Origin of the sequence: Nocardioides sp. NPDC006273 (assembly GCF_040613495.1) — a bacterium.
Classification (GTDB): domain Bacteria; phylum Actinomycetota; class Actinomycetes; order Propionibacteriales; family Nocardioidaceae; genus Nocardioides.
The window spans coordinates 1-15,922 of the sequence record NZ_JBEXSD010000023.1 but is presented as its reverse complement, the minus strand read 5'-3'; the positions used below and the strand labels follow the sequence as shown (position 1 = coordinate 15,922).

Annotated in this window: 10 protein-coding genes; 4 read left to right on the top strand and 6 right to left on the bottom strand. The window is 69.0% G+C overall.

Features of this window, described 5'->3' with window-relative positions; all coding sequences use genetic code 11:
• Positions 1–103: 103 nt before the first annotated feature.
• Positions 104–838 (bottom strand): SDR family NAD(P)-dependent oxidoreductase, encoded by a 735-nt coding sequence (locus ABZZ22_RS12220; protein ID WP_354931273.1) that lies wholly within the window; start codon positions 836–838, stop codon positions 104–106.
• Positions 839–999: 161 nt separating this feature from the next.
• On the opposite strand from ABZZ22_RS12220, the gene ABZZ22_RS12215 reads away from it, so the two are divergent.
• Genes ABZZ22_RS12215 through ABZZ22_RS12200 form a run of 4 tightly spaced genes read left to right on the top strand, consistent with a single transcriptional unit; the run spans position 1,000 to position 6,600 of the window.
• A complete protein-coding gene (locus ABZZ22_RS12215) occupies positions 1,000–3,129 on the top strand; it encodes a neutral/alkaline ceramidase (RefSeq protein ID WP_354931270.1) in 2,130 nt (709 codons plus the stop codon).
• Complete coding sequence (gene sph, locus ABZZ22_RS12210; protein WP_354931267.1) at positions 3,129–4,082, top strand: sphingomyelin phosphodiesterase; 954 nt, start codon at positions 3,129–3,131, stop codon at positions 4,080–4,082. Before ABZZ22_RS12215 ends, sph begins: the two co-directional genes overlap by 1 nt.
• Positions 4,079–5,395 (top strand): D-arabinono-1,4-lactone oxidase, encoded by a 1,317-nt coding sequence (locus tag ABZZ22_RS12205; protein WP_354931264.1) that lies wholly within the window; start codon positions 4,079–4,081, stop codon positions 5,393–5,395. The genes sph and ABZZ22_RS12205 overlap by 4 nt, the downstream gene beginning before the upstream one ends.
• Positions 5,392–6,600, top strand: coding sequence for an amino acid deaminase/aldolase (locus ABZZ22_RS12200; protein ID WP_354931262.1), 1,209 nt, complete (start codon positions 5,392–5,394; stop codon positions 6,598–6,600). Before ABZZ22_RS12205 ends, ABZZ22_RS12200 begins: the two co-directional genes overlap by 4 nt.
• 89 nt (positions 6,601–6,689) lie before the next feature.
• On the opposite strand, the gene ABZZ22_RS12195 is transcribed toward ABZZ22_RS12200, so the two are convergent.
• The 5 genes from ABZZ22_RS12195 to ABZZ22_RS12175 form a co-directional block, all read right to left on the bottom strand.
• Positions 6,690–7,295 (bottom strand): TetR/AcrR family transcriptional regulator, encoded by a 606-nt coding sequence (locus ABZZ22_RS12195; protein ID WP_354931259.1) that lies wholly within the window; start codon positions 7,293–7,295, stop codon positions 6,690–6,692.
• Positions 7,296–7,495: 200 nt separating this feature from the next.
• Positions 7,496–9,001, bottom strand: coding sequence for a family 43 glycosylhydrolase (locus tag ABZZ22_RS12190; protein WP_354931256.1), 1,506 nt, complete (start codon positions 8,999–9,001; stop codon positions 7,496–7,498).
• A gap of 8 nt (positions 9,002–9,009) precedes the next feature.
• Positions 9,010–11,565 carry an alpha-L-arabinofuranosidase C-terminal domain-containing protein gene (locus ABZZ22_RS12185; protein ID WP_354931253.1) on the bottom strand — a complete coding sequence of 852 codons (2,556 nt, stop codon included), beginning with the start codon at positions 11,563–11,565 and terminating at the stop codon, positions 9,010–9,012.
• A gap of 10 nt (positions 11,566–11,575) precedes the next feature.
• On the bottom strand, positions 11,576–13,837 hold the full coding sequence (locus tag ABZZ22_RS12180; protein WP_354931250.1) for an immunoglobulin-like domain-containing protein: 2,262 nt from the start codon (positions 13,835–13,837) through the stop codon (positions 11,576–11,578).
• Between the two features lie 498 nt (positions 13,838–14,335).
• Positions 14,336–15,466 carry a hypothetical protein gene (locus ABZZ22_RS12175; protein ID WP_354931247.1) on the bottom strand — a complete coding sequence of 377 codons (1,131 nt, stop codon included), beginning with the start codon at positions 15,464–15,466 and terminating at the stop codon, positions 14,336–14,338.
• Positions 15,467–15,922: the final 456 nt, after the last annotated feature.

Below are 15,922 nucleotides of genomic sequence, written 5' to 3'. Positions count from 1 at the left end.
GTACGCCGTACACACTTTGAAGTCGAGCCACCTCGGCTGGCTCGTCCACCCGGCGCCGGCCGCCGACCTCTCGCGGAGGTGGCAGCCGGCTGACCTGGCCGTTCTACCAGGCCACGGGGCCGTTCGCGTCGACGAACGTTCCCGAAGGAGCGTCGTCGGGCAGCGTCGCAGCGCGGTGAATCACCTCGGCGGCCTGGTCGGGGGTGGTCGGTGCGTTGTCCTTGTTGATCGGGGTCAGTTCGGTCTGCACGAACCCCGGGCAGACCGACGTGACCTTGATGGAGGTGTCCGCAAGAGCCTTCGCCAGTGCGATGGTGACGCTGTTCAGCGCGGCCTTGGAGGACTGGTAGGCAGGCACGACCGTGCCGTAGTACGGCGACTCCGGGTCGGTCTGGTCGGCCATCGACCCCATCGTCGAGGTCACATTGACGATGCGGGCGGCCTCGCTCTTGCGGAGGAGCGGCAAGAACGCCTCCAGGACCGCGACCGCACCGAGCACGTTGGTCTCGTAGGTGGTGCGGAACATCTCGAGGTCGACGACCTCGACCGGCTCGGCGTTGGCCACCTCCGGGAGGACTCCGGCGTTGTTGACCAGCACGTCGAGGTGGCCGTGGGCCGCGGCGACTGCGTCCGCGGCGCGCTGCACGCTGTCGCGGTCGGTGACGTCCAACTGAAGCGCCGAGGCCGAGTGACCGGCCGCCTCGAGCCGGTCCACGTGCTCTTGGAGATCCTCGGGACGGCGTGCGGTCAGGATGACGTGCGCACCGCTCCGGGCGAGGCGGCGGGCAGTTGCCTCACCGATCCCGCGGCTGGCTCCGGTGACAAGGGCGATCTTCATCTGCTTCCCATCGTTCGAATTGGTTGTTTCGTGAACCATTCAACAGACTGCGGGCCGCTAGTTCCGGCGGTAATCGGACGTCGCAGAGGCTCTCCGTCCACGAAGTAGGTCATCTGTCCAGGACTATTGACCGAGTGAGATCGAGCAGGCATCCTCCTGTTATGACGCGCGTCACATGGAGGACCACTGGGGCTGTCACGTTGCTGGCGGCCGCCACTCTCGGGATCACGACGTTGCCGCCGCCGCCCTCGGCGAGCGGTGCCGAAACGACGTACGCCTCGACGGCACGCGCCGACCTCAGAACGGACCAAGAGGCCGGCGACTATCTTGTCGGCCGCGGCATCGCCGACGTCACCGGCGAGGTGGCGGAGGCCGGGATGATGGGCTACGCCGATCTCAGCCAGGTCAGCAGCGGGCTGCACATGCGCCAGCGCGCCCGTGCCTTCGTGATCGGTGACCCGGAGACGGGCGAGCGCGTGGTCCACGTCCTCGCCGACGCGGGGATGATCTTCCAGAGCGTCCGCGACGCCGTCCTCGCCAAGCTCGAGCAGCGCTTCGGAGACACCTACACCGAGCGCAACGTGATGCTGACCGCGACCCACACCCACGCGGCCCCGGGCGGCTACTCGCACCACACGCTCTACAACATCACCACCCTGGGCTACCACGGCAAGACCTTCCGCGCCCTCGTCGACGGGATCGTCACCTCCATCGAGCGGGCCGACGCCGACCTCGCGCCGGCCGAGCTGAGCGTGTCGGCCAGCGAGCTGACCAACGCCAACGTCAACCGCTCGAAGACCGCGTTCGACCGCAACCCGGAGGCGGACAAGGCCCACTTCCCCGATGGCGTCGACACCCGGAGCACCACCCTTCAGGTGCGCCGCGACGCCCCCGACGGGTCAACCAGCCTGGACGGGGTCATCAACTGGTTCCCGGTCCACGCGACGAGCATGTCGACCGACAACACCCTGGTGAGCCCCGACAACAAGGGCTATGCCGAGTACGCATGGGAGCGGCTCGCGCGAGGCGTCGACTACGTCGAGGACAGCCGCGACCCCGGCTTCGTGGCCTCCTTCGCGCAGACCAACGCCGGTGACATGTCGCCGAACCTCAATCTGCGGCCCTCCGACGGCCCGACCACCGACCAGTTCGAGAACACCCGGATCATCGGCACCAGGACGTACGACGCCGCCCGCCGCGGGCTCCGCGACGACCGAGCGCTGGCCGGAGGCGTCGACTCCCGGATCGTGTATGTCGACTTCGCGAACACCGCCGTGCGCCGCGAGTTCACGCCCGACGGGAAGCCGCACAGCACGTGTCCGGCCGCGCTCGGCGCGTCGTTCGCCGCCGGCAGCACCGAGGACGGTGGCGGCGGGCTGCCGATCTTCAAGGAGGGCAAGGACGGCGGCAACCCCGCGGTCGCGACGATCTCCGAGGCGCTCTACACCGCCAGCCCGGCGCTACGGGCCTGCCAGGCACCGAAGGAGATCCTGCTCCCGGTCGGGGCGCTCGACATGGTGCAGCAGAAGCTGCCGGTGCAGCTGGTCCGGATCGGCGACCTCTACCTCGTCGGAGTCCCGGCCGAGGTGACTGTGGTCTCCGGCCTGCGGCTGCGGCGCGCCGTCGCCGATGCGGTCGGCGCGGGCCTGGACAATGTGCTGGTGCAGGGCTACACCAACGCCTACGCGCACTACCTGACCACGCCGGAGGAGTACGACGCCAAGGAGTACGAGGGCGCCTCGACGCTCTTCGGGCGCTACGAGCTCCCGGCGTTCATGCAGACCGTGGCCGATCTGGGTGCCGCGATGCGCACCGGGGTCGACGTCCCGCTCGGGGCCAAGGAGCGCGACCGCAGCGCCCTCCAGTTCCCCTCGCTCCAGGGTGCGGTGGTGGCCGATGCGCCGCCGATCGCCAAGAGGTACGGCGACGTGCTGACCGCGCCGGATGCGACGTACCGGCCCGGCGACCAGGTGAGCGTGACGTTCGCCGGCGCGCACCCCAACAACGATCCGCACCACGAGGGCAGCTACCTGACCGTGGAGCGGCAGATCGCGGCAAGCTCGACCAGCGAGCCACGCTGGCAGCGGGTCGCCGACGACAGCGACTGGTCGACGAAGCTCCACTGGGCGCGCTACGGCGTCGCCGCGTCGAAGGTGACGATCACCTGGGACGTGCCGGAGGACGTGGAGCCGGGGAGCTACCGGATCCGCTACTTCGGTGACGCCCGGAGCCTGCTGGGGAACGTGCGCTCGATCAGCGGCACCAGCCCGGCGTTCACGGTGGTCGACTGATGCGCGCCGTGACAGCGATGGCGGCGGCGATGTGCGCGGTTGCCGCGATCACCGGCCCCGGGTCGACGCCGGCATCGGCATCCGCCGGTGAAGACCTGGAGAGGCCTGCCCGGGCCGGTCTGAGCATCCTCACCCACAACGTGGCGATGCTGCCGGCGATCGCCGGCGGAAAGGCCAACGCCACCAGGGCGGAGCTGATCGCGGGTGCCGACTACGTCCGCGGCCACGACGTCGTGGTGCTCCAGGAGGCGTTCGACAACGGCCCCTCCGACACCCTGAAGTCGCGCCTGGCCAGCCAGTATCCCCATCAGACGCCGGTCCTCGGCCGCTCCCGCTCGGGCTGGGACGAGACGCTGGGGTCCTACTCCGCGCTCACCCCCGAGGACGGCGGCGTGACGATCCTCAGCCGGTGGCCGATCACCCATCGCGCGCAGTACGTGTACGCCGACGGATGCGACGCCGACTGGTTCTCCAACAAGGGCTTCGTCTACACCCGTCTCGACGTCGGCGGCCGCCCGGTGCACGTGGTCGGCACCCATGCGCAGGCAGAGGCCGCACTGTGCTCCGACGCCGCCGCGACCCGGAAGCGGCAGTTCACCGAGCTCGACGGCTTCCTCGACGGACTGAGGATCCCCGCCGACGAGCCGATCGTGATCGCCGGCGACCTCAACGTGATCAAGGCTTCCCCGGAGTACGACGCGATGCTGTCCATGCTCGATGTCACCGCGCCGACGTACGCCGGTCATCCCTACACCTGGGACCCGGAGACCAACCCGCTGGCGTCCTCGGGAGGACGTGAGCACCTGGACTACGTCCTGTTCCGGCGCGGCCACCCGCAGCCGCGGGGGTGGGCCAACACCACCCTGACGCCGACCTCGCCGCCCTGGAGCGCGAGCGGGACGACCTACACCGACTACGCCGACCACTATCCGGTCCGGGGAGGGACGCCGTGAGCTGGCAGAACTGGGCAGGCACCGAGCGGGTCACGCCTGCGCGCGTGGTCGCGCCCGCGACGACCGACGAGGTGGCGGCCGCCGTCAAGGCGGCCGTCGGCGACGAGCTGCCGGTGCGGATGATCGGGTCAGGGCACTCGTTCACGGGGGCGGCGGTCGCCCCCGGCGTACAGCTGGTTCCGGACCGGCTCGACGGGGTGCACTCGGTCGACCGCGATTCGGGGCTGGTGACGGTCGCCGCCGGCATCCCGCTGCACCGGCTCAACCTGATCCTCGCCCGGCACGGCCTGGCGATGGAGATCCTCGGCGACATCGACCGGCAGACGGTCGCTGGCGCGATCTCGACCGGCACGCACGGAAGCGGCGCGGAGTTCGGCAGCATCTCGACGCAGGTACGCGGGCTCGAGCTGGTGCTCGCCGACGGGTCGGTCGTGGAGTGCTCGGCGACCGAGCGGCCGGAGCTTTTCGAGGCCGCGCGGGTCTCGTTCGGCGCGCTCGGCGTGATCACCAAGGTGACGCTGCAGTGCGTGCCGCTCTATGCGCTCCGGGCCGTCGACGCGGCGGCGCCGCTCGAGGACGTGCTCGACGGCGTCGACGAGCACGTGGCTGACAACGACCACTTCGAGTTCTTCTGGTTCCCGCACACGACGACGGCGCTGACCCGGCGGTTCCGGCGGCTCCCCGGCGACACCGAGCTGCGCCCGATGAGCCGGCTGACTCGAACGATCGACGACCGGATCGTCACCAACATCGGCTTCGAGGCGATGCTGCGGGCCGGCGCCCGGTTCCCGCGCCTGGTCCCCGGTGTCACCCGGTTCGTGACGAAGGCGATCTCCGCGCGCGACTTCACCGACCTGGCGCCCAACGTGTTCGCGTCGGAACGGAACGTACGTTTCCGCGAGGGCGAGTACTTCGTGCCGCGCGACACCCTCGTTCCGGCGTTGCGCGAGCTGAAGCGGTGGGTCGACACCCACGACGAGCCGGTCTCGTTCCCGTTCGAGATCCGGTTCGTACGCCACGACGACATCTGGCTCTCGCCTGCCTATCAGCGGGACTCGGCCGTCGTCGCCTTCCACCAGTACCACCGGATGCCGCACGAGCGCTGGTTCGGCGTCTGCGAGGACGTCCTCGGCGCCGCCGGCGGCCGGCCGCACTGGGGCAAGATGCACCGCCTCGACGCGTCAGCGATGCGTGAGCGCTATCCCCGCTTCGACGACTTCGTCGCGCTCCGCGACCACCTCGACCCCGCCGGGGTCTTTGCCAACCCCTACCTGGACCGCGTGCTCGGCCCAGCCCCGGAGGCCCGACGATGACCCTGACCCAGCCCGACGGCCCCGCCCGAACTCCATGGGTGGACCTGCTCGCCGCGACCGAGCATCTGGACCCGCCGTTCGCCGTCCTCGACGTGGCGGCGGTGCGCACCAACGCCCACCAGTTGGTGAGCCGTGCGGCCGGGAAGCCGATCCGGGTGGCCAGCAAGTCGATCCGAGTGCGCTCGGTGATCCGGGACGCCCTGCAGGTCCCGGGGATGTCCGGCATCCTCGCCTTCACCCTGCCCGAGGCGCTCTGGCTCGCCGAAGAGCACGAGGACGTGGTCGTGGGCTACCCGACCACGCACCGCGCGGCGCTCCGGCGGCTGGCCGAGGACGACGAGCTCGCCTCGCGGGTCACCCTCATGGTCGACAGCCCCGACCACCTCGACCTGACGGCCGCTGTCGTCGGCCCCGACGGTCCGCCGATCCGGATCTGTCTGGAGCTCGACGTCTCGCTCCGGCTCGCCGGCGGCCGGGTCCACCTGGGCGCTCGCCGATCGCCGGTGCACGCACCGGAGGAGGCCGCCGCACTGGCCCGCAAGGTCGCCGCCCACCCGCGCTTCGAGCTGGTCGGCCTGATGGGCTACGAGGGCCAGATCGCGGGGATCGGCGACAATCAACCCGGCCTGCGCAGGTTCGCGGTCCGGGAGATGCAGCGGCGGTCGGCCGCTGAGCTCGCCGAGCGTCGCGCCGACGCGGTCGCCGCTGTTCGGAGCGTCGCGCCGTTGGAGTTCGTCAACGGAGGCGGCACCGGCAGCCTCGAGCTCACCGCAGCCGAGCCGGCGGTCACCGAGGTGGCGGCCGGCTCCGGCCTGTTCGCACCCCGCCTGTTCGACTTCTACACCCGCTTCCGGCCCCAGCCCGCGGCGTACTTCGTGCTCTCGGTCGTACGCCGCCCCTCCCCCGAGCACGCCACCGTGCTCGGCGGCGGCTGGATCGCGTCGGGCGCCGCCGGGAAGGACCGGCTGCCGACGCCGGTGTGGCCGCCGGACCTGTCGCTCGTCGACCAAGAAGGTGCCGGCGAGGTGCAGACGCCGCTGGTGGGGCCGCGGGTCGACGAGTTCGGTCTCGGTGACCACGTCTGGTTCCGGCACACCAAGGCCGGCGAGCTCTGCGAGCATGTCGACGAGATCGTCCTCGTCGAGGGCGACCGTGTCGTCGACGTGGTCCCCACCTACCGCGGCGAGGGGAAGACCTTCCTCTGACCGGTTCGACCCCGATCACGCCGAGTCGGCTCGAACTGACCAAAAATCGCGCCGAGTCGGCTCGTCATGACGAGCCGACTCGGCGTGATCTAGCTGGTCGGTCGATCGGTGACCAGGCCCAGCAGCTGCGTGGCGGCCAGATCGATCGCCGCGCCCGCGGTCTCCGCATCGCCCTCGTTGAGGTAGAGCAGCGTCAGACCGTCCACGATCGCGGTCAGGTAGCGCGCCAGCACCGCGACGTCGACCGTCCAGGTCACCCCGGCGCTGGACCCGAGAGTCTCGATCACCTTGGTGTGCGCGTCGAGGTAGGTGCGGTACTGCATCCGCGCAACCTCTGCCAACGCCGGGTTGCGCGTCGCATACTGCGTCAGCTCGTAGGTCACCCGGTGCTCGTCGGGATTGTCCAGAACGTGCTGCCAGTAGGACGCCAGGCCGCCGCGCAGCTTCTCCTCCAGCGTGCCCGGACCTTCGATGATCTCCAGGGCCGGTGCCAGCGTGTGGCTGGTGATCGTGGTGATCACCTGCTCGAGCAGCTCCTCCTTGGAGCGGAAGCAGTAATGGAACGTGCCGAGCGACATGTCGGCCTCCGCGACGATCGACCGGGTGGTCGCCTGCGCGACACCGTCGCGCGCCATCACGCGGATCGCCGCCTGGACCAGCAACCGACGCCGCTCGTCTGCCGACACCCTCGTCACGTGACCAAGACTATCGTCCAAGACGGCCGGATCGCCGTCCACCTCCGGTTGGCGTGCGGTCCGAGACGTCGTTCAGTGCCGAGTGGGGGGGTACTCCAGCACCACGGACGCCTGGACCGCACACGGAAGTGATAGCACGCATCCCGGGGCGGGCGCTGTCAAACGTCGACAACTGGTAACCGATGCGCAAATCCGATCGATCAGGTCAGGACGAAGGTGCTGGACCGTCGTCCCGCGGTGCCACCGACGGTGAGCGCACCGCGGTCGTGCCGGAGGTAGTCGCCGCGGTCCGTGGCCACCTGAAGCGAGACCCCGCCCTTGACCGGGATCCGGCGGAAGCTGGCCTCGGCAGCGTACGCCGGGCCTGACTCGACCGGGTCGATCCGGACCATACCGCCGGTGACCCGGGCGTACCTGTCGGGGAAGTTGACCGACTGCAGTGACTCCGAGCCGTCGCCCGCCAGCCCGGGGACGAACCGGAACTGGCTGTCGGCGAGCTCCTTCGGCGCCTGATCCACCCTGACGGCGTACTCGTAATGGCGTACGAACGAGCCCGGAGCATCCAGCGGGGTGAGCCGCACGATCGGCCCACCCTTCCCGACCGGCACCCCGAACATGGGGGTGCCGTCCGCATGCCACACCACCTTCTGCACGCGGGCGTGCCGGTTCGGGTCGTAGAGGGGGTCGCCGGTGATGTCGCGGTAGTCCCGGGCGTGGTAGACGAGAACGTCGGTCACGCCGTCCTCGGCGACCGTGAACGAGTTGTGCCCCGGACCGTACTGTCCGGTCTGCTCATTGGTGGTGAACACCGGATCGGGGCTCTTGACCCACGACGCCGGGTCGAGCAGGTCGGCGTCCGCCGCAGCGGTGAGCAGGCCCATGCAGTAGCGCGAGTCGGTTGCGCTGGCCGAGAACGTCATGAAGACGCGGCCGTTGCGAATCAGCACCGCGGCTCCCTCGTTGACCTTGTAGCCCTGCACCTCCCAGCTGCGGGTCGGGGTCGCGATCCGCGCCGGGAAGGTGCTGATCGCGAACGGGGAGCTCATCTCGGCGATGTAGAGACTGGTGTTCACCGCGATCTCGGGCTCGCTCTGTGCCCAGACCAGGTAGCGGCGGCCGGCGTGCTCGAACGTGGTGGCGTCGAGGGCGAAGCTCTGCCATGGCGTGATGATCTGCTGCGGAGCACCCCAGCCCGCGGGGTCGCGCGGGTCGGCGAGCGTCGACTCCATGACGTACATCCGGATCCGGAAGACGTCGTCGGAGTCGCCGGCCGCGAAGTAGACGTACCAGCGGCCATCGATGCGGTGCAGCTCGGGTGCCCAGATGTGGCCGCCCATCTTCCCGCTGGTGGGGCGGCGCCAGATCACCGACTCCGCCGCGGTGGCGAGGCCGGCCAGCGAAGCCGATCCGCGGATCACCAGACGGTCGTACTCCGGCACGGAGCCGGTCAGGTAGTACATCCCGTCGACGGGCGGGGTGACGAACGGGTCGGCCCGGCGCTCGACCAGCGGGTTGAGGGTCGGCACTCCCCAGATCTCGGCGTCGCTGAGCATCGGTGTGGACGGAGCCGCGGCGGCGGGCGCGGCGTACCCGGCGACGGCAGCCGCCGCCCCGAGGCCGACCCCGGCCTGCAGGAGGTGGCGCCTGCTGAGGCCGGCCCGGAGGCTGAGATGGTTCAGGTGGTCGAGGTGGTTCAGGTCGGACATGGGTGCTCCTACCGGGTCTGGATGCGGATGAAGGTCACGGAGTACGGCGCGAAAGTGCGGGTGAAGGTGCGGTCCACGCCACGGATGGTGCTGGTGACCGGCTTGATCGGCTGCGCCGTACGCGTGTTCTGCTCCTCCGGGTCGCCGCTGATGACCGTCATCTCCGCCTTCGGGGCGACCTTGACGCCGAGGTCGACGCGGGTGACCGCCGGCTCGGCCTGGGCGTTGACGACCTTGACGATCAGGTCGCCGGTCGCCTCGTCCCGGGTGACCACCTGCGCGAACGGCTCGGTGACCTGGTCGTCGTCGAACTCCTGGAAGAGCTGACCGTCGAGGAAGAGCCGGACGTGGGTGCCCCGGACCTCGATCCGTACGTCGTAGGTCCGCCCGGTTTCGACCGAGTGGCCTTCGCGGGCGACCAGGGTCTCCTTGCCGCCGTTGGTGGCCTTCTCGACGACGCTGCGGGAGTTGTTCCAGCCGCCGATGTTCCACCAGTAGAAGTTGCCGGAGTCCTTGACCCCGAACGCGACCAGGAAGCCCTCGGCGCCGGACAGCTTCGTGGCCTTGAGCTTGATGTCGTAGTCGCTCGCGGTGATGTCCGCGGCCCCGACCAGGGTGTCCTGAGCGGCCGCGTCCGTCTGCGTGTAGGCACCGTCGACGACCGACCAGGCGCCGCGGTCGGCCAGCGGGCTCCAGCCCTCGGCGTTCCCGTCCTCGAAGTCGTCGGCGAACAGCTCGGTCCCATCGGGTGCGGTGACCGACACGTCGTCGTACGCCGCCGAGGTGGCCCAGGTGGAGAGGCCGAGGCCGCCGGTGATGGGCTTCGGCTCGATCACCTTGCCGGTCGCCTCGCTGGGCACGACCCGGTCACCGACGTTGTTCATGAACAGCTTCTGGACCTCGTAGTTCGCCGAGCTCCAGGACTGGTCGTTGTCGAACCAGATCATGTCCGGGCGCCACTGGACGTGGTCGATGTTGGCGAGCAGCGGGGCGTAGGAGGCGAGCTGCACGACGTCGGCGTTGCGCTCGAGTCCGGTCATGAACGCCGCCTCGGACAGTGCGTTGAAGAGCTTGTTGTCCTGGGAGGCGTACTCACCGAGGAAGACCTTCGGCCCGTTGCGGTCGTAGCTGTCGTAGCGGTCGTTGTTCTGCAGGAACCAGGTCGGGGAGTTGTAGTAGTGCTCGTCGACCATGTCGACGCCGGCGGCCGTGTTCTGCGCCCAGTGCTGGTCGAAGAGCGCGCCCTGGTCGTCTGGGCCGGAGTTGCTGATGATCGTGATCTCCGGGTAGCGCTCCTCGATGGCCGCGCGGAACTTCTCGAACCGCTCGAAGAACTCCTCCGGCAGGTTCTCCTCGTTGCCGACGCCCAGGTGGGTGAGCCCGAACGGCTTCGGGTGTCCCATCTCGGCACGCAGACCGCCCCACTCGGAGTCGACCGGGCCGTTGGCGAACTCGATGAGGTCGAGGGTGTCCTGGATATGGCGCTGCAGCAGCTCCTCGTCGTCGGTGGCCCGGTTCTGGCCGCAGCCGGTGACCAGCGCCGGCACGACCGGCAGCGGCATCGACCCGATGTCCTCGGCGAACTGGAAGTACTCGAAGTAGCCCAGGCCGTAGGTCTGGTTGTAGCCCCAGAAGTTGGCGTTCGTCGCGCGCTCCTCGACCGGGCCGACGGTGTCCTTCCACTGGTAGGACCGGGCGCGCTGCCAGCCGGAGGCGGCGTCGTAGCCGGACATGCTGCCGGTGTTGACGAGACAGCCGCCCGGGAAGCGGACGAACTCCGGCTCGAGCGCCGCGATCTTCTCGGCGAGGTCCTTGCGCAGCCCGTTCTCCCGGCCCATGAAGGTGTCCTCGGGCATCAGCGAGACCATGTCGAGGCGGAGGGTGCCGACACCCTCCCCCTGCAGCCACAGACGTGCGGAGTCGGTCGTGGCCTTCGCCGTGAAGGTCCCGGCGTACTTCGTCCAGGTGTCGCCCTTCACCTGGATCCGGACCGGATCGGCGTACGAGATGGCGCCGGACTCGTCGCGCAGCGACACGGTCAGCGGCGTGCCGCCGGCGGTGTCCGAGCGTGCCCAGACCGAGAAGTCGTAGCTCTTGCCGGCCTCGAGCGCGACACCGTTGTTCCAGCCGCTGTTGGAGACGCCGTACGTGCCGCCGTCGGCGTTGGCCAGCGAGAGCTGCAGATAGGTGCGGTTGCGCTCGTTGAGGCGGGAGCCGTCGTTCACGGGGGTGGCGGTCCCGTTGCCCCCGCCCACGCCTCGTGGGGTCCAGGAAGTCATGCCCGTATAGGAGCGGTTGTCGACGGGCAGGAACTCGAAGGACCGGTTCCGCACCAGCTCGGCGTAGAGGCCGCCGTCGGCGGCATAGTTGATGTCCTCGAAGAAGACGCCGTACATCGAGTCGCTGATCTCGGGTCCGGACTCACCGGCGTGGGCCGTGATCGTGTAGTCGGGTTCGGGTGCAGCGGCTCGTCTGTCCGCGGCGAGGCCGGGCGCGGCGTAGGCCAGGGGCAGTGCGAGGACGGTGGCGGCGGACAGGACGGTCAGCAGACGGATTCTGTGCACGATGGTCTCCTCAGAACACGCGGTAGGCGGTGCGGATGCGGTCCAGCTCGGCCTTGGTCACGGGCAGAACGGTCCCGTGGCGGGGGCGGCTGGGAAGCTGGTAGTCGCTGGAGATTCGGAAGAAGCCCGACTCCAGATCGGTGGTCTCGAACGGCACGTACCCGCGGCCGCCGAACTCGTCGATGAACAGGTACCACTTGTCCTCGGTGTTGGACTTGAAGATCGTCGGCCCCTCGCCGCGGTCGATGCCGGGGTTGTCGGCTGTCCCTTTGCCGATGCACTCCGCGACGAAGCTCCAGTCCAGGTCGAGCAGCGAGGTGGCCTTCTCCTCGACGATGAACTTGCTGCAGGGCGTGGTGGAGGTGTTGTTCCGCTCGTCCTTGGTGAACCGGTAGTAGGTCCCCTCGTGCTCGGCGACGGTGGAGTCGATCACCGAGTAGCCCGGGTCGATCCACACCTTGGGCTCGCTGAAGGTCCGGAAGTCCCGGGTGGTGACGTAGACCATCCGGTTGTGGGTGCTGCCGGCATGCTCGGGGTCGGACTCGTCGTAGAGCTTCGAGGCCCAGAAGACCACGTACGCCCCGATCCCCTCGTCGTAGTAGGCCTCCGGCGCCCAGGTGTTCCCGGCCTGGGCCGAGGACACCCGGACGTGTCGCTGCTCGGACCAGTTCACGAGGTCCGTGGACTCCCAGACCTCGATGTGTCGGCTCCCCTGCCGCTGGGCGGCGTCCCAGTCCCCGTTGCCGTGGATCTTGAGGTCGGTGGCGATCAGGTAGAACTTGTCGCCCTCCGGGGAGCGGATGATGAACGGGTCGCGTACTCCCTTGTCGCCGTGCTGCGACCGCAGCACCGGCTCGCCGCCGTTGAGCTCGTCCCAGTGGAGCGGATCGTTGCCCTTGCTGGCGGCGAGGTAGACCTGCTCGCCGTCGGCCGTCCCCTCACCCGTGAAGTAGGCGAAGGTGTAGCCCTCGAGCGGCTCCTGCTTCGGCAGCGGCAGGACGGTCAACCGGAACTTTCGCTTCTCCTTCGTCTTGCCGAGGTTGACGGTGGCGTTGAGCGCCAGGCGGACCGGGTTGTTGCCGTACGCCGGTCGGTCGACCTCGCCGGTCGGGGTGACGACCTCGGGCTCGCTGGATGTCCAGCTGACGCTCGTGCCGTGCAGGCCCTGGGTCGGCAGGGTGATGTTGCCGCGGATCTCGTGGGCGTCCCAGACCCGGAGCGCAGCCGCGGCGCGGGTGACCTTCTCCTCGTCGCTGATGTCGGCCGGCACGTTGACGGTGAACTCCTCGGACCGGCTCTCGGAGCCGTGGGTGGCGGTGGCGGTGAGCGTCACGGCGGCATCGGGGCTGCCGTGGGGCGGCCGGGTGACGGCCCCGGTCGCGGAGACGACTTCCGGGACCGAGGAGGCCCAGGTGAAGGTGGAGCCGTTCGGGCCGCTGCTCGGGAGCGAGAGGTCGCTGACGACGCGGGACGTGTCGCCCAGGTCGAGCCAGGTGAGGTCGCGCTCGACGCGCTGCTCGTCGGTCACGTGGCCCAGCTCGTGAACCTCTGCCGCCGTCAACGCGCGGTCGTACATCCGGAAGTCGCGCACCTGACCCTTCAGATGACGGTCGCCGCTGTAGACCGACCGGCCGAGGTAGTTCGCGGTCGTCGCCCCGTTGCCGATCTGGCCGGGGGTGATCGTCACGCCGGTGCGGCGGGCGACCTCGACACCGTCCTCGTAGAGCACCGCGGTGCCGTCGGCGAGCGTGTAGCTGATGGTCTTCCAGGTGTCACGGGCCAGGTTGCGGCCGGCCGTGACCGTCTGCTCGGTGCTCCAGTTGCCGGTGGCGATCGCCGTCCGGTAGGCGTTGCCGGTCGTGAACAGGTAGCCGTTGCCCCAGCCGTTGGAGCCGGTGTTGCCCAAGCCCCAGATGAAGTAGGGAGTGGCCTGGTCCGCTGCGATCTTCACCTCGAGCGAGACGGTGATCGATGTGAGGCCGGCCATCACGTCGTTCGGCAGCTTGACGTGCCCGTCGGTGCCAGCGAGGGACAGCCCCTCGGAGCCGAGCCAGGTCGCCTCACCGGCCAGGGTGCCGTCGCGACCGGCGCCCGACTCGTCGACGACCGTGGTGCCGGTGGTCTGGTCGAGGGGGTAGTGGACGATGAGGCCTGCGTCGCTCGCACCTTGCGCCGGCGCGGTGGTCACCAGACTGGCCAGGATCAGGGGCAACGACGCGAGCGCCGCCAGGGTGCGCGCGAGATGCCTCCGGCGCGGGGTGTGGGGGGTCATGTTCGACTGGTCCATCTGCGCTCCAGGGTCAGCTTTGGACAAACGCCGGCGCACTCATGTGTGACTGCGATCACATGAATGTGAGCGCTAACATAACCAGGCGTCCGACGTCGCCGTCAAGAGCCGCCAGGCAAGTCTCGTGAGCGGTCCCGCCGACTGCTCCCCGACGGGGGCGGGCACGAAAACGAAGGAACCCCGCCGTTCCTGCCATGTTCTGGCTGGTCAGACTCGCGTACCCGATGAATTCGGATCCGTTCAACAACGATGTATGGCTTCACCGCAGGCAGATGGCGGCTGGTCTCGTACGCCGGGGCGCGCGGAACCACCACGCCATTCGACGAAACACGGCTGTCCGACCAGGATGGGACTCTTGCAGCGCTCCCGCCCGACTACGAAGGCGAGGTCAACTGACGCAGTGTGGCAATACGACCCAACCACGCGGGACACCCGTCAAGGAGTCACGCGCCGGCATGCTTCTACAACGTCGCGGCGACGGTCTCAGCGTGCGATGTCCTGGACCATCACGGCAACACTCGGCCACAGAGTCCGAAGGGTTCCGCATCCGTCCTCCTCAACCTGTACGGCGCCGTCCTCACCTCGACGGTTCCGACAGATCAACAGCTCAGCTCCTGCTGATGACAACGCGAACGGGATCGGCGGGATCGAGTCCCAACGATGTTCATCGAAGGTCGGGTCAAGCTCTACAGGCCCTCGTTTCGGACGTTCAGCCCGCTCCGCGGCAGACGTCGGGCGGCCCATCTGTGGTGGCGTACCGCGCCGTTCGATCCCGGCGAGGACTTCCTCGCTGGTGTACGGGCGATAGCCACCCGGAAGAACTCGGTACGCCGCCGGACCGGTCGCACCGTCACAAATCTTCATCAGGTCACCGAGCTGGGACGGCACCCGTCGCCACCCATCACGCAGGGAGCCCAGCGCATCGCCCGGTGCGGGAGGTCGCAGCGTGGCGTACGCCTCGGGGTCCGCTCGTCGCAGCCGCTCCATGGCCTGCCGCCAAGACAAGTCGGGCCAGGATGTCGCGCCTTCATCGGCAGAGTCCCACCACATCTCGCCGTCCCCGCCGAGCACCGGCACGTAGTCAGAGCCGCCGAGCCCACCGCTCACCGGGCTTCCCGTCTCCAGCCCGTCCGCGACCTCCTCGAGCATGGCAAGAAGACTCGGCCACACCTTCTTCCCGACATACCCGAACTCGTACTCGACGACCTTCACTGCACCTCGATCGTCTCCGTCACCGTGCTCGATCACCAGCGTCGCGCCACAGCCATCGACAGCGAACTCGATCCACTCGAGCTCATCCGGGATGTCACCGACCCAGTCTCGGACACCGTCGAGGAGCTCGAACCGACGAACCTTCGAGGCCGGCATCAGGTTGACGCTCGGCGCCAACAGGACCCCGGCGTTGAGTTCACCATCCACGACGGTGAGCAAGGTCGCGAGCTGAGGGTCCAGATCGAACCTCGCCACTAGGTCCTCGATCACCTCGGCAGGAACCGGCGGTCGGGCCATGCCCAGTTGGTACGGCGCCCACTCCTCCAACCACGCCCTGATGCGCTCCCAGGCAGCAGCGACCGCGGGAACGAACGGCACTTGCACGGAGGACTCGGAAGGCATGCCGCGCATCATTGCAGGCACCACCGACATCAACGTTGTGCCGCCGGGACATCCTGGTCTCCTCAGTCGACCGCCTGGAAGGACAGGGCACACGTCCTCGCCCCGCTCGAAGACTGAGGCTGAAGCAGCGTTCCGAGTCCTCGCACGGCCCGTCCGGGCCAGCGCGAGTCACCGGGAACCACGAAGGTCTGCGTCCCGAGTTGCGGGCCAAACACTGCGCTCCGCCACACTCGGACCGAAATCGCGAATGGCCCCCGCCAGCGTTATCGCTGTTCAGGAGCCACTTTGCTGAGCCGCCTGTCGTGTCCAGTCTCAGGACATCGGAATGGGGTGTCTCGAGACATCGGCATAGCGTGTCGCACGACATCGGCATGGGCGAGATGGCCAAGGCTCAGCCATGTCGAAGCGTCGTCTGGTCATCACCGCAGTGCTCGCCGGTGCCACGCAGTCCGAAGT